The organism is Bradyrhizobium huanghuaihaiense, from assembly GCF_007830635.1.
GTDB lineage: Bacteria > Pseudomonadota > Alphaproteobacteria > Rhizobiales > Xanthobacteraceae > Bradyrhizobium > Bradyrhizobium huanghuaihaiense.
The window spans coordinates 31,327-49,202 of record NZ_VLLA01000039.1; the positions used below are offsets into that span (position 1 = coordinate 31,327).

Genomic DNA, 17,876 nt, shown 5'->3' on the forward strand with positions numbered 1-17,876 from the left:
AGATGATCCCGCGCGTACTTCGCAACTTCAACAGCTTCGTGAACGGCGTCGGTTACGCCGGTCGCATCTCCGAAGTCGAACTGCCCGAGCTTTCCGTGAAGACGGAAGAGTATCGCGGCGGCGGCATGGACGGCAATGTCGAGTTGGACATGGGCCTCGAAACGCTGACCGCCAAGTTCACCTTCGGCGAGTATGCCAACCAGATTCTCGGTCTGTGGGGCAACATGGACGGCAACGCCGTCCGTATCCAGCTTCGCGGCGCGCTTCAGCGTGACGGCGAGACTGCGGTCCCGATGACCGTCGATCTGCACGGCGGCTTCAAGAAGAACACGTTGGGCACCTGGAAAGCAGGCGACCTGACGCAGAACGAAGCCGAGATGTCCATCCGGTATCTGAAGATTCAGATTCAGGACACCGTCGTTGTCGAGATCGACATCGACAACATGATCCGCATCGTGAACGGCGTGGATCAGCTTGCCTCCATCCGCACTGCGATGGGCATGTAACCAACCACCAACGGCCGACCTCGCTACGGCGGGTCGGCCACAATCAAGCGGGAGCACTAGACTGTGACTGAGAAGAAAGACATGCGGCTGTCGGCGGAAATCACGCTCGACTTTCCGTTCGAGGTCGATGGCAAGACCTACAAGACGCTGACGATGCGTCGGCCGAAGACGAAAGACTCGCTGAAGGCCGCGAAGTTCAAGGGGCACGACGCCGACAAGGGCATCCTGCTTCTGTCCGATCTCTGCAACGTCTCGCCGGACGTGATCGAAGAGCTCGACGAGATCGACGCGATGAAGCTGGGCGAACAACTCGATGCTTTTCGTGGGGGTCAGTCGAGCTAAGCGATCTCCGTAAGGGGATTTTGACGCTCATTCGGCTGACCAAGGGCGGCTTCACGATCTCGGAAGTCGAGGAAATGTCCCTCGACGACTTCTACGGCTGGCTTGAAGACGCCACGAAGCTTCAAGCCGACATCAACAAGGCGATGAAGGCAAAGTAACATGGCGACCGGCTTCTCCGTTTTCGTCAACATCGGGGGCAAGGTCAGCCCCAGCCTCAACGCCGCAGTCAACGCAGCGAAGACCCAGGTCAACAGCCTGGGAGCTTCGCTCGCTGGCATGGCTGCAAAAATGAACGCGCCGTTCGCGGCCGTAAACAAGCATCTCGCCGATACCTCGAAGCGCATGGCCGTGATGCAGCGGCATGGCCGCAACGCGACGCTCGGCGTCACGACGCCCGCCGCGTGGTTCGGCGCGAGCATGATTAAGGACGCTGCCGAGTTCGCCAAGGCGGGCAACATGGTCGAGGCGTTGGGCGAAGCGACGAAAGAGCAGCGCGTAGAGCTTTCCAAGATGGCGCAGGATTTGGCCGGTCGGTATGACGCCGGTGGTGCCACGGGCATCATGAAGTCGGCGACCGAGCTTCTGAAGGCGGGCTTCACGTTCGAGCAGGCCAAGGGTGCGCTCGAACAGGTCTTGGCCGCGTCCGCGCTCGCGGGCGACATGACGCCTGCCGATGTCGGCGCGTCGCTGAGCAAGACGATCACGCAATTCCGCATGCCCATGAAGACCTATGAGCAGGCGATGAAGTCTTCGACCGTCGTCACTGACCGCATGGTCTACGCCGCCGTGTCAACGGTCGCGTCCATGAAGGACATCTCTGAGTCGTTCAAGTATGCGGGCGGCGTCGCCGCAACTACGGGCAATTCGCTCGACTCCGTGACCGCGATGGTCATGGCGTTCGCGAAGGCCGGTGTACTCGGCTCCGAAGCGGGCGTCGCGCTGCGCTCTGCCATCGTGCGTCTCGTCAAGATGCCGAAGGGCGGCATGAAGGCGTTGAGCCGGATCGGCATGAACCTTTCCGACTACACCCAGGCACGGCCTGTCACCGCCGACACGGTTCTTGAGAACCTGAAGGCGGACGGCATCGACGCGAGCGGCGTGAAGGGGCAGATCGCCGACGCGATCAAGAACAACCAAGGCAACCACGCCGGGTTGTCGGCCGCGATCACCAAGGCCGTGCAAGGGGCCATCGGAAGTTCGTCGGCGGTCGATGCCGACAAGATTTCGGAGTCCGTGAACGACGCCGTCGCTGCGGCGGGGTCGAAGGTGGACATCACGAAGTTCATGACCGACCTGAAGAAGAAGATGGACGACGGTGTCGCGACGACCGGCGACATCGCGCAGATTCTCGAAGCACGCCACATCTCGCGTTACATGGCGTTGCTGAAGGCCGACCTCCCGGCGATGATCAAAGAGGTCGAAGAGAAGTCTGACGGCTATTCGCAGAAGCAATACAAGATCGCCAACCAAGGCTTGCCTGCGGTCCTGCTCAAGCTCGGCGCTGCCTGGGAGAAGTTCCGCAACACGATTGTTGATTCGGTTGGCAACGACATCGCCAACGCCTTCACGAAGCTTGCGGACACTTTGCAGAAGCTGTCCGAGACGAACCCGGCGCTGTTGAAGACCGGCGTGTACTTCGCCGCTGCGGCTGCCGCCGCCGGTCCGCTGCTCTTCGTCTTGGGCGCGCTCGGGCGTGTCGGGCTGCTCGCAATGCGCGGCCTCAACCTCGCGGTGCTCGGGATGCTGTTGCCGTTCCGGCTGCTCGCCGGGGTGATCGCTGGCGTCGGGGTTGCCGCTGTAGGCCGCTTGGCGGCGATGGCCCTGGGCTTCCGCATGCTGACGGCCCTGGGGGCAGGGGCGACGCTCTCGGCTCTCGGCGGCTCTCTGCTCGCCCTGGCGCGGTCGATCCTGCTCTTCCCGCTGACGGCTCTGCGGGCCATCGGCCTCGCCATGTGGGCGCTGGTCGCCAACCCGGTCGGTCTGATCATTACGGCGCTGGTCGTCGCGCTGACGGCTTTGAGCGTGTGGGTCTACAACAATTGGGCGGGCATCAAGGAGTTCTTCGCCGGGTTCGGGAAGGGCTTCATGGAAGGTCTCGGTCCGGCCGGTCCGGCTGTGAAAGCCATCGCCGATGGCTTGGGCTCCGTCTACAACTGGATGACGCAGTTGCTCGGGCCGCTCGATGCGACCAACGCGAAGTGGCGCGAGTGGGGCGAGACGGTCGGCGGCGTTGCAGCCTCGGGCGTGAGGTCGGTGATCTCCGCGATCCAAAGCCTCATTGGATTCTTCGGAACCGCCATCGACAAGGCGATGTCGCTGGGCAGCGCCATCAAGGGCATCTTTAGCAGCGGCGGCGGGGGCAAGGGAGCCCCGGCAGGCGGTGCGGCTCCTGCGCCTATTGCTGGCGCTCGCGCTATGGGCGGGCCTGTGAGCTTCGGCAAGCCGTACCTTGTCGGCGAGCAAGGCCCCGAGCTTTTCGTGCCCGGCATGTCCGGCCGCATCGAGCCCAACGACACGCTGCGCCGTCTGACCTCGGATGGTGCGTCGGCGGTCGCCAGTTCGAGCGAGAACAACACGACGGTCTCGCGCAGCAACACGGCGCAGATCACCGTCCAAGTCCAAGGCGGCAATCCCAACGATGTTCGTCGGGCGGCCGAAGACGCGGTCTACGCGGCCTTCGCGCGACTCGAATCCGAGCAGCGTGGACTCTTGAGTGACTGATCATGCAAAGCACCGTTCTTCTCGCGCTCGGCGCGTACCGCTTCTCGATCAACACTAGCGCCTATCAGAAGTTCGACCGGACCTCTGCATGGCGCTGGCCGTCCACGGAACGAATCGGCATGGCACCGGCTCCGCAATACGTCGGACCCGGCGAGGACACGATCACGCTCGATGGCGTGATCTATCCGCACTATCGCGGCGGGCTGCGGCAGGTCGATCAGATGCGTGCGCAGGCCGGGCTTGGGCAGCCGCTCCCGCTCGTCACCGGCTTCGGCCGGTATCTCGGGAACTACGTGATCGAGAAGATCAGGGAGGGGCAAGAGACCCTGATGTCGGACGGTGCTCCCCGTAAGATCGAGTTCACGATTGATCTGAAGGCTTACGTCTGATGGAGCAATACACGACCATCGAAGGCGATACGGTTGACCTGATCGCCTACAACCGCTTCGGCGTCACGCACGGCGCGACGGAGGCGATCCTGCGCGCCAACCCCAGCCTCGCCGCCGCCGGGACGAAGCTGCCGCAAGGCATGACCATCAACATCCCCGCCTTCACGGTGAAGAAGGTCAACACGGCCGCGAGGATTTGGTCGTGACGCCCGCTGCCCGCATCCTGCTCGACGGCCGCGACATCACGGCCAACCTGATCCCGGCACCCTTTGGCCTGCCCTTGGAAGGCGGCGGCCATGTCATCCCCGGCGGCGTCCTGGGCGGCGGCCCGCTGCTCTCGCTGACGGTTCAGGACAACGAGGGCAAGAAGTCCGATAGTTGCGAGCTTGAGATCGACAATCGCGAGTACATTTCCGCGCCGGGGAAGGGCTCGAAGCTTCAGGTCTCGCTCGGCTTCGTCGAGACCGGCGTCAACTACATGGGCACCTTCCTTATCGACTCGTGGACGAAGAAGGGGCGTCCGAAGATCATGACCGTGACGGCGAAGGCCGCCGGGCTCACGACCGAGATCAAGTCGCCGAAGTCGCGCTCGTATCATGAGAAGAGCGTGGACGACATCGTGCAGTACATCGCCGGGCGCAACGGCCTGTCGGCCATCGTCAACGGCGAGGTCGGCGGGATCAAGATCGACCACATCGATCAGTCGAGTGAGTCTGACCTAAACTTCCTGACGCGCTTGGCGAGCCGTGTGGGCGCGAATTTCAAGCTGGCCGATGAAAAGGTCATCTTCAACAAGGCGGGCTCTGGCATGCTTCCTAGCGGCGGCGCGGCCCCCGTATTCATGCTGACCGAGATCGGCGTGACCGATTGGGATTGCACCGGCTCGACGCGCGGCGACTACAAGTCGGTCGAGGCCGCGTGGCACAACATCAAGAAGGGCGAGCGCGAGTGGGTGAAGGAAGGCGGCGGCAACCCTGTCTTCCGCAGCCGCAAGCTGTTCAAGACCAAGGAAGAAGCGGAGGCGCAGGCCAAGGCCACGAAGGGCGCGCTCGCTCGCGGCAAGAAGGTCTTCGCCGCCAACTTCCTCGGTCGCACTGAGATGTTCTCCGGGGCGGGTCTCACTGCCATCGGCTTCGACCCCGACTGCGACGGCAGCTACACGATCAAATCGGCGACGCATCGTCTCAACGATCAGGGCCTCACGACGCGCATCTCTTGCGAGACCGCTGGCGAAGGAAGTGACGACTTTTGGGGCGGTGGCGGCGGCGGGTAACGGCTACCAGAACGGCCCTGCGCGCAACGCAACGATTGGCGATGATGCTCTCAACAAACGGAGAGACATCATGTCGATCAGCATCAAGAATGGTCTTGGGTATCGGGACGGAGTCGCGTTTCCGTTCGTCAAGAGCCCGAACCACGGCGGCGCTCTGAAGCCGCGCTTCATCGTGATCCACGACACCGCGTCGGGCCTCAAGGATGACGGCGACATTTCGTGGCTGACCAATCCGGCGGCGAAGGTCTCGGCGCATGTCGTCGTTAGCCGCCAGGGCAAGATCACCCAGCTTGTGCCGTTCAACGTAGTGGCGTGGCACGCCGGGCAGTCCCAATGGAAGGGGCTGAAGTTCATGAACAGCTACGCGGTCGGCATCGAGATCGACAACCCCGGCAAGCTTCAGAAGGTGTCGGAGGGCGTCTACAAGAACGACATCTGCACCATCGACACGAACAAGGACCCGTCGCTCAAGGTCGAGTACGCGAAGACCACGGCGCACGGTGCGGGCTACTGGCTGCACTACAGCCCCGAGCAGATTGCGGCCGTCACCGACCTGTGCTTCGCGCTCGCGCAGACCTTCAAGATCGAGGACATCATCACGCATTGGATGATCTCGCCGGGCCGCAAGATCGATACCAACCCGCTGTATCCGCTGGATCAGTTGAAGGCTTCGGCGCTTCCGTATCATCCGGTCGGCCTTCTCTCGGCGCCGGAAGGCGGCGAGCGCCACGACACAGACGAAGCCGGTGAAGAGCAGGTCGATCTCGAACCGCACAGCGATGTCCGTGACGAGAGTGCGACCGCGCCGGGCAAGCTGAAGGCGTTCATCAAGAGCAAGCTCACGGCGGCCTCCGGCCTCTTCGGTGGCCTGTCCATCACGTCCTTCCTGGGCGTGCTTCAGGATTGGAAGGTCATCGTCGCCCTGGGCACCTTCATCCTGATCGGCCTCGCCCTCTGGATTTGGTTGGAGAAGGAATGATCAAGCAGTTCTTTGTGAGCTTGAACGACAAGCTCGGGCTTGGCGATCTGCTTTGGCAGATCGCGGCCTCCGACGTGGTGATCCTCACGCTTGCGGCGCTCGTCTTCGTCTGCGTGATCGTCGGCCACTTCCCGATCATCAGCAAGCTCCCGATGTTTGCGCCTTACGCCGGCGTGGCGGCGGTTCTCGTCTACGTCTTCCTTTCGGCGCAGGCGTTCCTTGTCGGCTACCGCTTCGCGGATGGCCGAGCCGAAGCCAACGCATTGCGCGAAGCGATCTCTGTTCGTGACGGCGTGATCGCTGGGCAGCGCAAGAGTCTCGACATGGTGTTCGAGGCCGCCGAGACCGCTGTGAAGCAACGTGACGAAGCGGCGCAGCGCGCCCAAGAAGCTCAGGACCAAATCGATGACTATGAAAAGCGCCTCAAGGATCGCCCGAACGCTGCTTGCCTGCTCACTCCTGACGATTTCACTGGCGGCGTGCAAGACCACCGAAAGCGTTAGGCCCGCGCCGGACTTCTCGGTGCCGCACGAGTCGACTCTCGTTCTCGACGAAGTGCCCGCGCCGAAGGTGGTGCCCGGCGTCGACGCACGTGTGGCGTGGAAGCTCGAAGAAGCGGCGCGCAAGGAAGCGAACAAGCGGCTCCGTATCTCCCGCAACAACGTGCGCAACGTGCGCCTGAAGGCCCAAGTCAAATGATCTCGATCCCCGAATGGCTCATTGGCCTGCTCGGCACCGGCGCTGGCGCGATCATCGCGCTTCTGATCCGCAACGCCGTGGCGCACGCGAAGAACGAAGCGTCGGCGAAGGCGGGGCAGGCCATTGCCAATGAGGCGAAGGCCGCAGCCGCCGAAGCGCAGCGACTCGCCGCCGCGACCGAACGCGACCTCGCACAGTTCCGCGAAAAGGTCGCGCAGGAATACGCGACCGTCCAACTGATCGACCGCATCGAAGAGCGGTTGGTCGGCGCGTTGGATCGCATCGGCGCGCGGTTCGATCAGTTTCTCTTGACGCAGGGCAAAACGAAGTGACGACGGACAAGCAGAAGAAGGAAGCAATCGAGACCTGTTTGCGCGAAGGCTTCGTGCCGTATCGGTCCGAGCAGCGCGGAAAGGGCTCTGCCGTTCTCGAAGCGACGCGTCGCCTGAAGCTGAACAAGAACACGCTGACGGATTGGGTGCGGGCGCAGGACGCTCTCGCCAATCGCGGCGATAAGAACTTCCTGCCGGATTGGTCGCTGTACGAAGCGCCGGAAGGCAAGAAGCCGCCGACCCGGCGCGAGCTTCACGATAGCGCCTACTGGCGTCGGCGCGCGCAGGGTGTCGAGAAGGAACTGGCCGCCGTCGAGCAGATGCTTGAAGAGATCGGCGGCATCCGCAACCTTCAGGTCGCGCCGCCCGAGTGGCTGTTGAAGCACGGCCTGGGCAAGCGCAACCGCGCCGTGCTCTCGATGCTCTTCACTGATCTGCACATGGGCGAGGTCGTCGATCCCGACGAAATCCTCGGGCTCAACGCCTTCAATCCGCAGATCGCGGCGACGCGCGTCCGCCGGTTCTTCGACGCGGTGTGCGAGATCGGTCCGCGTTGGGCGGCAGACTGCAAGGTCGAGGGCCTTCTGCTCAACCTGGGCGGCGACCTGATCTCTGGCGACATCCACGAAGAACTGCGGATCACCAATGGCCTGACCTCGCATGAGCAGGTTCGCATGGTGGTGGCTCTAATCATCGCGGGCATCAAGTTGCTGCTCAAGGTCTACAAGCGCATCCACGTTTCGTCGGTGCCGGGCAACCACGCGCGCACGACGTTCAAGCCGACCGCGAAGCTGTACTCGAAGCTCAGCTATGACACGCTGATCGCTCACATGGTCGCAGACGCCTTTGCGGGCGATCCTCGCGTGACTTTCCAGATCGGGGTGTCCAACGACTGCATCATCCCGGTCCTGGGCTACACGGCCTTCCTGACGCACGGAGACAAGATGGGCACCGGCGGCGGGCAGGGCTTCGCCGGTCCGCTTCTCCCCATCGTGCGCGGCACGAAGAAAGTCGAGGCGCAGCAAGCCCGTGCGCAGCGTCGCCCCGACATCATCATGCACGGCCACTATCACCACTCGGCCAATCCCGGCCCGGTGTTCTCGAACGGCGCGTTCCCCGGCTACAGCGAATACGGTAACGGCCTGCGCGCCTCGCTCGAACTGCCGCAGCAATGGTTCTTCCTGATCCATGAGACCTGGGGCGTGCGCGAGAGGGCCGAGATCAAGCTTGAAACCCCCGCGGTGCCGAAGCGCCCGGCAAGCTCGATGCCGAAGGAAATGGCAGCATGAAACAGATCGGCGCGTATCTTTGGAACGTCCTGATCGCCATTGATCAGCTTGGCAACGCGCTGCTCGGCGGTTGGCATGACGAGACGATTTCGAGCCGTGTCGGCAAGTCGATCCTGAAGGGTGGATGGGCCTCGACCGTGTCTTGGCCCGTCTGGCTTTACGATCACTTCATCGGCTCCGTCGAGTCCGACGAAGGCTGGGATAGGGGCTACTGAACCGTTCTCGTACTCCGGCGTGAAACGGGCTCTCCTGTCTGTGACCTTTCATGGAGAAGCCCGTGTCCCGCGAGAATCCTTTTGCCGTCCCCTTCGATGGTCCCGCAATCGATTGGGTGCCTATCGTGCCGGGAGCCAATCCCCTTGCTCAGCCGATCCGTGCGATCCGCGCGAACACCGCTGGCACCGTCACCGTGACGCTGAAGCGCGGCGGCGCGAGCCGCACCATGAACTTCGCCGCCGGTGAAACGCGGACCATTTGGGCCACGCACGTCACGGCCGCGACCTCGACCGGCTTGGAAGGGGCAGTCTGATGCGGCTCGGGTTCGGCATTGGTCTGTCCTATCCGCTCGCTGGGGTAGCCCTCCCGCCGAACTTCATGTCCTTTTCTGAGGACGTGTCGAAGTTCTCATGGCTTACGGGCGGCACGGGAGCGGCGATCCCTCGCGTGTTCTCGAATGGCGCGTCGTTGGCTGTTGGGGCTCGGCAGCCGCTGCCCGACATCCCCGGCGGCGAAGCTGGCAAGGGTTTTACCTGCACGGGTTTTTGCCAGGACCCCGATAGCACCGACGTTTGGGTCGGCAACTTCGGAGGGACTCGCGGCTCTGGCGGCGTCACGACGCCGACCAGCATCGTGCGGCTGTCGGCTGACGGTTCGACCTTGGTCTCTCAAATCCAGACGGTGCAAGGCATCGGCGGTTTGCAGGGTGTCGCGTTCGTCACGGCTGGCGCGCTGCGTTGTCTCGCCTATGTCAGCGGCGCGAACAACAACGTCTATTTCATGAATCGCGATGGCTCGGTCCCGCGCGCTCCGCTGGTTTTGCCGTTCGTTCCGAATGCGCTCACCTGGGACGACGCGCGTCAGGCGCTATGGGCTGGCGATGCGGCAAGCGGCGACGTGTGGTGCGTGACGCTGTCTGGCGTGATGCTGCGATACGCCGACTTCAACGGCGGATGGGGCGGCCCCATCGACCATATCTGCGTGGACCCGTCGCGAGGGGCCGCCGGGTATCTCTGGCTTACCGCTGGCGCGAACGGTTCACCGGGCATGTTGCTGGCTTGGGACATTGCCAAGGATCAGCTTGTCAATCGTTGGCTGCTCGATAGCGCACAGGCCGTTGAAGGGCTGATCGTCAGCGGCACGACGCTCAAGGTTGTGAGCGACGGCTACTACCATATGTTCGGCGGCGCGCCCAACTCGGCGGCTCCGTACAACGTCAACGAGATGCAAACCTACACGATCCCGGCCATTACTCAGTGGCGCTACTCCCGCGTCTTCAAGGCGGGCGAGATCGTCGGGCCTCCGGTTGCTGGCGGGCGTCAGCCCTACCGCCTGATCCTCGACCGTGGCGACGGCAATACGACCGCTGACTTCACTCTCATCACGCGCGACGCAGACGCCTCGATCAACGGGCAGGTTGCCATTATGGCGTGGACGGGGAAGTCGATTGACCCCGCTGTCACCGCCAACATGGCGATGCGGCTGCTCAACGGAGCGGCGACGAACTTCACGTTCGGAGCCGACTACGTGCGACGCTCGCTCTCGGCGACGTTCGCGAGCGGTGCGAACAACACGCAGCTTGGCACGCGCGGCACGATGTCGCCGGACAACATTGTCAACGTGGTTGGGACGGCTCTCGCCGTGAACCTCGGATCGGCGGCACTCGAATACGCTGCTCGCCCCGGAGCCTAATCAGTCGATTGCGTGAACGCGATCCTGCGTCGTCCAGACGCAGGACTTCTCTCCTTTTGGCCGAATGCAGGCGACGTAAGCGTTGGGGACTTCGACAACGAAGATATCCATCCCCTTGCCGTATGATTTGCAGCCTTCGGCCGCGGCCTTCGCGAGACCCGCATCAAAGTCCGCCTTCGCCGTCTTCAACACGGCCTGCAAACCTTCGAGCGTAGGGCAGGCCAGGGCGGTCGTGTGCAACACGCCGGATTGCCCGACTTCCAATCGCTTTGCCGCTTGCGCAGAGACGACCGTGGCGATCACGGCGGCGGTTGCAAGGGCTACTCGAATGGGCATGTCACGGGCCTCCTAATCGCTACTGTAAGCCATCGCCGTTGAGGCGGAACGACTTCCGCAACTGACTTGGAGCACAGTCATGAAGAAGTAAACCCTTCTCATGTCCGCCTTGAATCGAACTTTTTAATCCGAGACCCGATCTCGTTCTGACGGCGGCCTTCGTACCCGCCCGGCAATGCAACAGTGTCGCAACCGTTCCGACGACCGCGATCCGCAAGAATGCCTTGAGAACGATAAGGGAGCCGTGGGCGACACGGCTTTGAGAGACCCGCCGGGGAGACCCGCGCGGGTCTCATTGTGTTTAGACGGTCTCTTAACCACGATCCCTAGCGGCTGGGACTCACGGGCGTGCAGCGGTAGGCTCGCACATGGCCCGCATCATCCGCATGACACCGCTCTCTGGCGGCGACCGCAAGCACTACGCTCGCGAGCTTGCGCGCACCGAGCGGCTGCACGCGGAGTTGGAAGTGCGGATGACCGCTGCCTATGAGGCCGCGCACCGGCTCGCCTGCGAAGAGTGGAACGCGCGGCGCTTCCTCGGCGGCGAGGCCGATCCTTCACCCACCATCGCGGCGGCGATCCAAGCGGGCTTCATGTTGCTCGAAGTGAAGTGCGGGGCTTGCCGACACTTCGAGCGCGTGTCCTTGCCCGATCTGGTCTGGCCGCGCGAGAAACCGATCCACACGCTTGCGAAGGTGCTGTTCTGCCAAGAGTGTCGTGTCGGGAGCGGTGCAACGCGGCGGCCGAACCTGATCTGCCTCTGCGTGCCCGGCACTCAGACGGAGCCGCCTAAAACTCCCGCGAGAAAGCAGGGTGCGCGCGGTTCTTGACCTTGCGCCAATCGCAGGTTCGCGGCCGATACCGCCGCTCGCGGTGCTTCGATACGATGCCTTCGAGACCCATCTTGCAGGCCGCCTTGAACAGGTCGGGGCCGATCTCGCCGCTCTCATACGTGGCGACGAAGATGCCAGCGGCCTCGTTCCGCATCAGCCGGGCGAGCCTATCCTTGCGCTCGAACAGTGGCAGCTCACGCAGGTCGTCACCGGCGAGCGCCATGCAATCAAAGGCGTAGAACCGCGCCGCCGCGTTGTTCCGGTTGGCGTGAAGGGCGTCGAAATCCGAAACGCCGCTCTCATCGAGTACGACGATCTCGCCGTCGATAGTGAAGTGTTTGGAGCGGAGCTTCAGGGCGGTCTCGACGATCAGAGGGTAGCGCCACGCCCAATCGAGACCCGACTTGGACAACAGCCGGGCCCGGTCGCCGTCGCGCTCGATGCGACCTCGATACCCATCGTACTTGATTTCGTGGAGCCAATCGGGACCGGTCGGGACGACCTGGGCGACCTTCGGCACGCAATACTCAAAACGCCTTTGCATGTGCCGGATGTAGTCACACGCGTGGCGAAAAACGAGATCGGAGGCGCGCCTGATCAGGCTTGCCTAGAGACCTGAGGTATCTAGGATGTTCCCTAAGGAAACTGCGCGGGGAACGGGTATGAAAAGAGCATTCTATGCTCGGTTGGTTGCTGCATCTTGCTTACTGGTTGGCGGAACCGAGGCTTCTCGATGCCAAGTTGATACGTCGTCCTATCAACTCAATCGTCCCGCCCCATCCGCGCTAGACACGATGGGCAACCTTCAGCAGTTGGAGCTTCAGAGGCAGCAGATTGAGATGCAGCAGTTGCAGCTTGAGCAACAGCGTCTTCAACTCCAACAATCGACCGACCGCGAACTTCAGCGCCAATTGGAGTTTGAGAAACAACAAGCTGAGCTTTATCGGAAGCGCCATTCCGAGCCCCCGCAATCAAAGAATAAAGCCAAGAACCCGAATTGACTGTGGTGCGGGTGTGAACAACGAGAGAACAAGCTGCGCGGATTTTGCACGGATAATGCACGGGAATGCACGGATGTTCTTACTCTGTCCTACTCTCAGAAACGCTTTAGCGCTCTCTGGCATCCCAGTGTCAGACTAAATTAGTGAGTGATTTGAGGGTCTTGCGTGGTGGGCGCACAAGGGATCGAACCTTGGACCTCTCCCGTGTGAAGGGAACGCTCTCCCGCTGAGCTATGCGCCCGGGACCATCATGCAGGCGGCCGGACTTTCGGCCGGCCGACGCATTGGAGCCCGCGATTTAGAAGTGCGGGCTTGAGGTGTCAAGTTTCCAGGCGCCATGGATCCGGAAAACCTTGCTCGATCACGCAATTCGCCAGGGAAACCGCCTTTTCGGCCCGCTTTACGCGCCCTGCTGGCGGGCGCGGGAGGCGTGGGCCTGGAGCGCGCGGATGCGCTCGGCCAGCGTTCCGCCGCCCTCGGGCAGGGTGGCTGCGGCCGCGCCATTGGTCGTGGCGTCGTTGGCGGGGCGGGGCACCGGCTTCGGCGGCTGGCCGGCCTCGGCCGCCAGCAGCGCCTCGATCGGGGAGTTCGGGCCTTCGAGCTGCATCGCCAGCTTGGCGACCTCGGCGGCGATGTCGTTGATGCGCTCGCGCAGCAGCGCGTTCTCCATCCGCTCGGTCGCCCAGGAGCTTTCCGCCTGCTGCTGGATCGCGTTGATGTCACGCTGGAGTTTTGCACGCTCGTCGCGCGCGGAGCGGAGCTGCTCCTCCAGCGCGGTCTTTTCCGCGCGCAGCCCCTCGAATGCAGCCGACGATTTGCCGCCGCTCAGGGCGGCGATCTCGACGCGCAGCTCCTTGGCGGTGCGCTCGGAAGTCTCGTTGGCCTGGCGCAGCTGGTTGTTCTCGTAGTCGCGCTCGGCGAGCAGCTTGCCCTGCGTCGCAAGGCGGCCCTCGAGGTCGGCGACGCGGCCCGACAGCATCTCGGCCTCCTTGACCTGTACGATCAGCTGGCGATCGAGGTCGGTGACGCGCTGGCTCAGATTCTCGACCCGGCCGCGCGCATCGCCGAGCTCGCGCGAGGCGGTCTCGGATTCGGTACGCTCCTGCGCGAGGCGCTCTTGCGTCGCGGCAAATTCCTTCTCGGCATCGCCGACGCGGTTCTTCAGCTCCTCGATCTGCGCGCGCACCACGACCAGCTCGACCTGGCGGCTCTCCGCCATCATCGAGCGGTCGGACAGTTCGGAGTTGATCTTGGCGAGCTCGTGCTGCTTGTCGGTCAGCGCATTCTCGGCGCCGCGCAAGCTTTCCGTCTTGGCAGCGAATTCCTCTTCGGTGGCGCGGAGCTGCTCCTTCACCGCCTTCTCGCGCGCTTCGAGTGCGAAGATCGTGGCGTTCTTCTCGCCCAGCTCGATCTTCATGCGGTTGATGGCATCGCTCTTCTTGCCGAGCTCGGCGAGCTGGCTCGTGGTCTTGTTCTTGAGCTGCTCGACGCTCATCTCGAGCCGTCGCGCCGACATGGCGAATTCGGCGCGGAGCTGGTCCTTGTCGGCCTGGATCTCCGCCATCGACAGCGGGGTGGCGGCCTCGAGCCGGCGCGTGGTCAGGCGGACCGCGCGGTTATGCACCAGCGGCACGATAGCAAGCCCGCACAGCATCGCCAGCAGGAAACCGATCGCCAGGTACATGATCGGTTCGACCATGGGCCAGAACTCCCAAAGCTAAGGAAAAATTTACCAACGACAATGCATGCGGGGCCGGCAAAAAGCCAGCCCCGGCCTGTCGTTAACCTTGATCCCTCACAGGATGGGAAGGAGCCCTAGAAGGGGTTCCAGGTCGCGCGCGGCGTGTATTTGAGGTAGCCGATATTGGCGCCGAGCCGCAGGCCGAGCCCCGAGCGGATCGGCACCAGCACGATGTTGTTGGCAGTGAGCGCCGTCATGCCGAAGCCGCCGATGATGTAGGCCGAGCCGTCGAGGCCGGCGAAGCGCTGGTAGATCGCGTTGGTGGCGGGCAGGTTGTAGACCAGCGTCATGGTGCGCGCGCCGTCGCCGCCCCAGTCGAAGCCGAGCGAGGGGCCCTGCCAATAGACGCGGAGGTCGCCGGCGTTCTTGGTGTAGAGCGTGCCCTCGCCGTAGCGCAGGCCGGCGACGAAGGCGCCGGAGCCTTCCTCACCCAGGATGTAGCCGTTCGGCAGACCCCATTGGCTGACCGCCTTCTCGATGATCGAGGCGAGCCCGCGCGAGACGTTGCCGAAGAAGCGGTGGCCGGCCGTCACCAGCTCGTCCGGCCCATAGGTACTGGGCGTCGGGGTGCGCTGTGGCGGCGGCAGATTGGGCGGCGGCGCCTGCTGGGCCGAGGCCGGCACGATCCAGCCGACCATCGCGGCAAGCGCGAGCGCAGCAAGGCGTGATGCGAAAGTCATAAAAGAACCCCTGGTATCGAATCCGATCGCTTCCTTAACCTGACGCCAACAGGCACGGCCCTAGGTTGCGCCGGATGTCCCCTCGACTCGGATGTTATCCGCAGCAACTATGACGGCACAACGGCAGGAAGATAGCCCTTTGCGCCCCGGAATTGCCTTGATCGGCCGTCTCCTCGGCCTACTGGCGGCCATTTGGATCGCCTGTCCGGGATTGCCGGCCCAGGCTGCCACCACCGAGCGGATCGTCGTCAACCGGTTCAGCGGCGTCGCCATCGAGGGTTTCGACCCCGTCGGCTATTTCGTCGACGGCGCCGCCGAGCAGGGCACGGCCGAGTTCGAGGCCAACCTCTGGGGCGCGGTCTGGCGCTTCCGGAACGAGGGCAACCGGGCCTCCTTCCTGGCCCATCCCGAGGTCTATGGTCCACAGTTTGGCGGCTATGACCCCGCCGACATCGCCCGCGGCGTCACCAATGCCGGCAACCCGCGCTTCTTCGCGATCGTGGCGCAGCGGCTTTATTTGTTCAGCCGGGAAGCCAATCGCGACGCCTTCGCCGCCGATCCGGAGCGCTTCCTCTATGAGGTCGGCAAGCGGTGGCCGGCGCTCCAGGAGCAGCTCAGTCAGTAGCAACCTACCGCCTGCGGGTCGCCCCAGGCGACGAATTCCGGGATGATGAAGCCGGTATCGCGCCGCTGGCCGAAGCTGAGCTCGCCGCCCTTGCCGTCGGTCACCCTGCCACCGGCAGCGGTCACGACCGCGCAGCCGGCCCCGACGTCCCATTCCGAGGTCGGCCCGAACCGGGGATAGATGTCGGCGCTGCCTTCCGCGATCCGGCCGAATTTCACGGCCGAGCCACAGGTCTTTCTCAGCGCGTTGGGCCTGTTGTCGATGAACGCTTCGCTTTTGGGATCGCCATGCGACCGGCTCACCGCCGCGACCCAGGGCGCGCCCGGTGCCGGCAGCTTGCGGGTGTGGATCGGCTCGGCGTCACCAATGGCCGCGCCGTCAAACCGCAAGCGCTCGGCGCCGCGGCCGACGATGCCGCGCCAGAGCAGCCCAAGCGCGGGGGCGCTGACGATGCCGAGCAAGGGAACGCCCCGGGTCACCAGCGCGAGATTGACGGTGAACTCGTCACGGCCGGCGACGAACTCCTTGGTGCCGTCGAGCGGATCGATCAGGAAGAAACTGCCCTGGAACGGCGGCGCGGCGAGCTGGGTCCGCTCTTCCGAGAGCGTCGGGACGTCGCCCGCGAGCTGGGCCAGGCCGTCGGCGATGATGCGGTCGGCGGCAAGGTCCGCCTCGGTCACCGGCGAGCCGTCCTGCTTGCCGTCGACCCGCATCGCCGCGCGGTTGACGGCAAGGATCGCTTCGCCCGCCTTTACCACCAGCGCGGTGAGCGGCTCCATCAATCCGGATGCGGCCTCGACCTCGATGATCCTCACCTGCATGCCTCATTCATCGGCAAGTCTTGCCTTCCCAGTTGATTCGCCCACGGCCTTTATGGCCGCTTCGAACCTATCGCAAGCTAGCTGCCACCGGCTGGCGAATGTTAGAACCCGCAGCATCCGTCAAGCATGCGTGATTCGCGGCGTCCAGCGCCGTGCAATTCCAGGAACCCTCCAGGACCCCATTATATGTCTGACGCCTCGTCGCCCGCGACCGCTACTGCTCCCGATATGCTCGAACTCGCCGCGCTGCTGTGCTCGCGGGTCTGCCACGATCTCATCAGCCCGGTCGGCGCCATCGTCAACGGGCTCGAAGTGCTCGACGACGATCCCAAGCCGGAAGACCGCGAGTTCGCGCTCGACCTGATTCGCAAGAGCGCCAAGACCGCCTCCGCCCGCCTCCAGTTCTGCCGTCTCGCCTTCGGTGCCGCCGGCTCGTCCGGCGCCCAGATCGACCTCGGCGATGCCCAGACCATGGCGAAGGGCCACATCGAGGACGGCAAGTGCTCGATCACCTGGAATCTGCCACGGCTCCTGCTGCCAAAGAATCGCGTCAAGCTGCTGCTCAACATGCTGGTCGTTTCCCAGCATACGATCCCGCGTGGCGGCATGCTGACGGTCGATCCGATCGGCGAGGGCGAGACGATGAGCTTCCGCATCACCGCGACCGGTCACAATGCGCGCCTGCCGCAGAACATCTCCGAGCTCCTGAGCGGCGAACGGGGACCTGCCGCGGATGCGCACGCGATCCAGCCTTATTATACGCGGCTGCTCGCGCAGGCCTGCGGGCTCACCGTGACGCTCAAGCCCGAGGGCGAAGCCATCATCGTTACCGCTTCGTAAACGCGCGGACCGCGCGCTCAGAGGTTAATCGGATCTTTACGAGGCGCTTCGGCTTGTCCGGAGCGCCTTATCTCTTTGTTGGTTCCGTTCTTTTCCACATACTCAACCATTATTAAACGCTTTGCGGTGAAGCTGGCCCCATTCGGAAAATGGCGCATCACGCCTCGTGCGCGCCCTCCCTGTATGAAGGCCTGTTTTCATGGATGATCTGTTGCGGGAGTTTTTGACGGAGACCAGCGAGAGCCTGGACACCGTCGACAATCAGCTGGTGAAGTTCGAGCAGGAGCCGAACAACGCCAAGATCCTGGATAACATCTTCCGCCTGGTCCACACCATCAAGGGCACGTGCGGCTTCCTCGGGCTGCCGCGGCTCGAAGCGCTGGCGCATGCCGGCGAGACGCTGATGGGCAAATTCCGCGACGGCATGCCGGTGACCGCCGAGGCGGTGACGGTGATCCTGTCCTCGATCGACCGCATCAAGGAGATTCTGGCCGGGCTCGAGGCGACCGAAGCCGAGCCCGAAGGCACCGACCGCGACCTCATCGACAAGCTGGAAGCGAT

At 63.7% G+C, this 17,876-nt stretch carries 25 protein-coding genes and 1 tRNA gene; 20 read left to right on the forward strand and 6 right to left on the reverse strand.

Annotated features, from left to right (window positions below; all coding sequences use genetic code 11):
- The first annotated feature begins 2 nt into the window (after positions 1-2).
- The 15 genes from IQ16_RS40325 (at position 3) to IQ16_RS40390 (ending at position 10,438) form a co-directional block, all read left to right on the forward strand.
- Positions 3-506, forward strand: a complete 504-nt coding sequence (locus IQ16_RS40325) for a phage major tail tube protein (RefSeq protein WP_038967794.1) — start codon at positions 3-5, stop codon at positions 504-506.
- 63 nt (positions 507-569) lie between these two features.
- Positions 570-848, forward strand: a complete 279-nt coding sequence (locus tag IQ16_RS40330) for a phage tail assembly protein (RefSeq protein ID WP_244441998.1) — start codon at positions 570-572, stop codon at positions 846-848.
- A 20-nt stretch (positions 849-868) separates the two neighbouring features.
- Positions 869-1,006 carry a hypothetical protein gene (locus IQ16_RS45385; RefSeq protein WP_157791190.1) on the forward strand — a complete coding sequence of 46 codons (138 nt, stop codon included), beginning with the start codon at positions 869-871 and terminating at the stop codon, positions 1,004-1,006.
- Between the two features lies 1 nt (position 1,007).
- The gene (locus IQ16_RS40335; RefSeq protein WP_097532543.1) at positions 1,008-3,569 is read left to right on the forward strand and encodes a phage tail tape measure protein; all 2,562 of its coding nucleotides are present in this window, start codon (positions 1,008-1,010) and stop codon (positions 3,567-3,569) included.
- Between the two features lie 2 nt (positions 3,570-3,571).
- The gene (locus tag IQ16_RS40340; protein ID WP_028152688.1) at positions 3,572-3,958 is read left to right on the forward strand and encodes a phage tail protein; all 387 of its coding nucleotides are present in this window, start codon (positions 3,572-3,574) and stop codon (positions 3,956-3,958) included.
- A complete protein-coding gene (locus IQ16_RS40345; RefSeq protein WP_038967799.1) occupies positions 3,958-4,164 on the forward strand; it encodes a tail protein X in 207 nt (68 codons plus the stop codon). The genes IQ16_RS40340 and IQ16_RS40345 overlap by 1 nt, the downstream gene beginning before the upstream one ends.
- A complete protein-coding gene (locus IQ16_RS40350) occupies positions 4,161-5,231 on the forward strand; it encodes a phage late control D family protein (protein ID WP_244441999.1) in 1,071 nt (356 codons plus the stop codon). Before IQ16_RS40345 ends, IQ16_RS40350 begins: the two co-directional genes overlap by 4 nt.
- Positions 5,232-5,301: 70 nt before the next feature.
- Complete coding sequence (locus tag IQ16_RS40355) at positions 5,302-6,210, forward strand: N-acetylmuramoyl-L-alanine amidase (RefSeq protein WP_035718201.1); 909 nt, start codon at positions 5,302-5,304, stop codon at positions 6,208-6,210.
- Positions 6,207-6,713, forward strand: coding sequence for a hypothetical protein (locus IQ16_RS40360; protein WP_028152685.1), 507 nt, complete (start codon positions 6,207-6,209; stop codon positions 6,711-6,713). Before IQ16_RS40355 ends, IQ16_RS40360 begins: the two co-directional genes overlap by 4 nt.
- A 19-nt stretch (positions 6,714-6,732) precedes the next feature.
- Positions 6,733-6,909, forward strand: a complete 177-nt coding sequence (locus IQ16_RS47000; protein WP_244442000.1) for a hypothetical protein — start codon at positions 6,733-6,735, stop codon at positions 6,907-6,909.
- On the forward strand, positions 6,906-7,241 hold the full coding sequence (locus IQ16_RS40370; RefSeq protein ID WP_028152683.1) for a hypothetical protein: 336 nt from the start codon (positions 6,906-6,908) through the stop codon (positions 7,239-7,241). The genes IQ16_RS47000 and IQ16_RS40370 overlap by 4 nt, the downstream gene beginning before the upstream one ends.
- Positions 7,238-8,530: a hypothetical protein gene (locus tag IQ16_RS40375; RefSeq protein WP_038967800.1), complete on the forward strand. Its 1,293-nt coding sequence runs from the start codon at positions 7,238-7,240 to the stop codon at positions 8,528-8,530. Before IQ16_RS40370 ends, IQ16_RS40375 begins: the two co-directional genes overlap by 4 nt.
- The gene (locus IQ16_RS40380; protein ID WP_038967801.1) at positions 8,527-8,745 is read left to right on the forward strand and encodes a hypothetical protein; all 219 of its coding nucleotides are present in this window, start codon (positions 8,527-8,529) and stop codon (positions 8,743-8,745) included. The genes IQ16_RS40375 and IQ16_RS40380 overlap by 4 nt, the downstream gene beginning before the upstream one ends.
- Before the next feature lie 62 nt (positions 8,746-8,807).
- Positions 8,808-9,059 (forward strand): spike base protein, RCAP_Rcc01079 family, encoded by a 252-nt coding sequence (locus tag IQ16_RS40385; protein ID WP_129557526.1) that lies wholly within the window; start codon positions 8,808-8,810, stop codon positions 9,057-9,059.
- On the forward strand, positions 9,059-10,438 hold the full coding sequence (locus IQ16_RS40390; RefSeq protein WP_038967803.1) for a hypothetical protein: 1,380 nt from the start codon (positions 9,059-9,061) through the stop codon (positions 10,436-10,438). Before IQ16_RS40385 ends, IQ16_RS40390 begins: the two co-directional genes overlap by 1 nt.
- Here the strand turns inward: IQ16_RS40390 and IQ16_RS40395 are convergent, their stop codons facing one another.
- Positions 10,439-10,774, reverse strand: a complete 336-nt coding sequence (locus IQ16_RS40395) for a hypothetical protein (protein WP_038967804.1) — start codon at positions 10,772-10,774, stop codon at positions 10,439-10,441.
- A gap of 368 nt (positions 10,775-11,142) precedes the next feature.
- Between IQ16_RS40395 and IQ16_RS40400 the strand changes: the two genes are divergently transcribed.
- Positions 11,143-11,604 (forward strand): hypothetical protein, encoded by a 462-nt coding sequence (locus IQ16_RS40400; RefSeq protein ID WP_051000400.1) that lies wholly within the window; start codon positions 11,143-11,145, stop codon positions 11,602-11,604.
- Here IQ16_RS40400 and IQ16_RS40405 read toward each other — a convergent pair.
- Positions 11,564-12,127: an ATP-dependent DNA ligase gene (locus tag IQ16_RS40405; RefSeq protein WP_309249058.1), complete on the reverse strand. Its 564-nt coding sequence runs from the start codon at positions 12,125-12,127 to the stop codon at positions 11,564-11,566. The genes IQ16_RS40400 and IQ16_RS40405 overlap by 41 nt on opposite strands.
- A gap of 142 nt (positions 12,128-12,269) precedes the next feature.
- Here IQ16_RS40405 and IQ16_RS40410 point away from each other — a divergent pair, with 142 nt between their 5' ends.
- Positions 12,270-12,608: a hypothetical protein gene (locus IQ16_RS40410; protein WP_143279767.1), complete on the forward strand. Its 339-nt coding sequence runs from the start codon at positions 12,270-12,272 to the stop codon at positions 12,606-12,608.
- Positions 12,609-12,774: 166 nt separating this feature from the next.
- Here the strand turns inward: IQ16_RS40410 and IQ16_RS40415 are convergent.
- The 3 genes from IQ16_RS40415 to IQ16_RS40425 form a co-directional block, all read right to left on the reverse strand.
- A tRNA-Val gene (locus IQ16_RS40415) sits at positions 12,775-12,849 on the reverse strand.
- Positions 12,850-13,008: 159 nt separating this feature from the next.
- Positions 13,009-14,307, reverse strand: coding sequence for a coiled-coil domain-containing protein (locus IQ16_RS40420; protein ID WP_018646985.1), 1,299 nt, complete (start codon positions 14,305-14,307; stop codon positions 13,009-13,011).
- A gap of 116 nt (positions 14,308-14,423) precedes the next feature.
- Complete coding sequence (locus tag IQ16_RS40425; RefSeq protein ID WP_018646986.1) at positions 14,424-15,029, reverse strand: DUF1134 domain-containing protein; 606 nt, start codon at positions 15,027-15,029, stop codon at positions 14,424-14,426.
- Positions 15,030-15,168: 139 nt separating this feature from the next.
- Here IQ16_RS40425 and IQ16_RS40430 point away from each other — a divergent pair, with 139 nt between their 5' ends.
- Positions 15,169-15,654, forward strand: a complete 486-nt coding sequence (locus IQ16_RS40430; protein ID WP_018646987.1) for a YHS domain-containing (seleno)protein — start codon at positions 15,169-15,171, stop codon at positions 15,652-15,654.
- Here IQ16_RS40430 and IQ16_RS40435 read toward each other — a convergent pair.
- The gene (locus tag IQ16_RS40435) at positions 15,648-16,475 is read right to left on the reverse strand and encodes a 3'(2'),5'-bisphosphate nucleotidase CysQ family protein (RefSeq protein ID WP_145832160.1); all 828 of its coding nucleotides are present in this window, start codon (positions 16,473-16,475) and stop codon (positions 15,648-15,650) included. The two genes, IQ16_RS40430 and IQ16_RS40435, sit on opposite strands and share 7 nt — an antisense overlap.
- Before the next feature lie 186 nt (positions 16,476-16,661).
- On the opposite strand from IQ16_RS40435, the gene chpT reads away from it, so the two are divergent.
- Together chpT and IQ16_RS40445 are read left to right on the forward strand one after the other, a co-directional pair.
- The gene (gene chpT / locus IQ16_RS40440) at positions 16,662-17,315 is read left to right on the forward strand and encodes a histidine phosphotransferase ChpT (protein WP_026312619.1); all 654 of its coding nucleotides are present in this window, start codon (positions 16,662-16,664) and stop codon (positions 17,313-17,315) included.
- Between the two features lie 199 nt (positions 17,316-17,514).
- The coding region (locus tag IQ16_RS40445) for an Hpt domain-containing protein (RefSeq protein ID WP_208751622.1) at positions 17,515-17,876 on the forward strand (362 nt) is incomplete at its 3' end.

Excerpts from the sequence above, each read along its gene's own strand:
- IQ16_RS40325 (WP_038967794.1), top strand. The coding sequence starts at position 3 with ATGATCCCGCGCGTACTTCGCAACTTCAACAGCTTCGTGAACGGCGTC.
- IQ16_RS40335 (WP_097532543.1), top strand. The coding sequence starts at position 1,008 with ATGGCGACCGGCTTCTCCGTTTTCGTCAACATCGGGGGCAAGGTCAGC.
- IQ16_RS40340 (WP_028152688.1), top strand. The coding sequence starts at position 3,572 with ATGCAAAGCACCGTTCTTCTCGCGCTCGGCGCGTACCGCTTCTCGATC.
- IQ16_RS40345 (WP_038967799.1), top strand. The coding sequence starts at position 3,958 with ATGGAGCAATACACGACCATCGAAGGCGATACGGTTGACCTGATCGCC.
- IQ16_RS40355 (WP_035718201.1), top strand. The coding sequence starts at position 5,302 with ATGTCGATCAGCATCAAGAATGGTCTTGGGTATCGGGACGGAGTCGCG.
- IQ16_RS40360 (WP_028152685.1), top strand. The coding sequence starts at position 6,207 with ATGATCAAGCAGTTCTTTGTGAGCTTGAACGACAAGCTCGGGCTTGGC.
- IQ16_RS40370 (WP_028152683.1), top strand. The coding sequence starts at position 6,906 with ATGATCTCGATCCCCGAATGGCTCATTGGCCTGCTCGGCACCGGCGCT.
- IQ16_RS40380 (WP_038967801.1), top strand. The coding sequence starts at position 8,527 with ATGAAACAGATCGGCGCGTATCTTTGGAACGTCCTGATCGCCATTGAT.
- IQ16_RS40390 (WP_038967803.1), top strand. The coding sequence starts at position 9,059 with ATGCGGCTCGGGTTCGGCATTGGTCTGTCCTATCCGCTCGCTGGGGTA.
- IQ16_RS40395 (WP_038967804.1), bottom strand. The coding sequence starts at position 10,774 with ATGCCCATTCGAGTAGCCCTTGCAACCGCCGCCGTGATCGCCACGGTC.
- IQ16_RS40400 (WP_051000400.1), top strand. The coding sequence starts at position 11,143 with ATGGCCCGCATCATCCGCATGACACCGCTCTCTGGCGGCGACCGCAAG.
- IQ16_RS40410 (WP_143279767.1), top strand. The coding sequence starts at position 12,270 with ATGAAAAGAGCATTCTATGCTCGGTTGGTTGCTGCATCTTGCTTACTG.
- IQ16_RS40420 (WP_018646985.1), bottom strand. The coding sequence starts at position 14,307 with ATGGTCGAACCGATCATGTACCTGGCGATCGGTTTCCTGCTGGCGATG.
- IQ16_RS40425 (WP_018646986.1), bottom strand. The coding sequence starts at position 15,029 with ATGACTTTCGCATCACGCCTTGCTGCGCTCGCGCTTGCCGCGATGGTC.
- IQ16_RS40435 (WP_145832160.1), bottom strand. The coding sequence starts at position 16,475 with ATGCAGGTGAGGATCATCGAGGTCGAGGCCGCATCCGGATTGATGGAG.
- chpT (WP_026312619.1), top strand. The coding sequence starts at position 16,662 with ATGTCTGACGCCTCGTCGCCCGCGACCGCTACTGCTCCCGATATGCTC.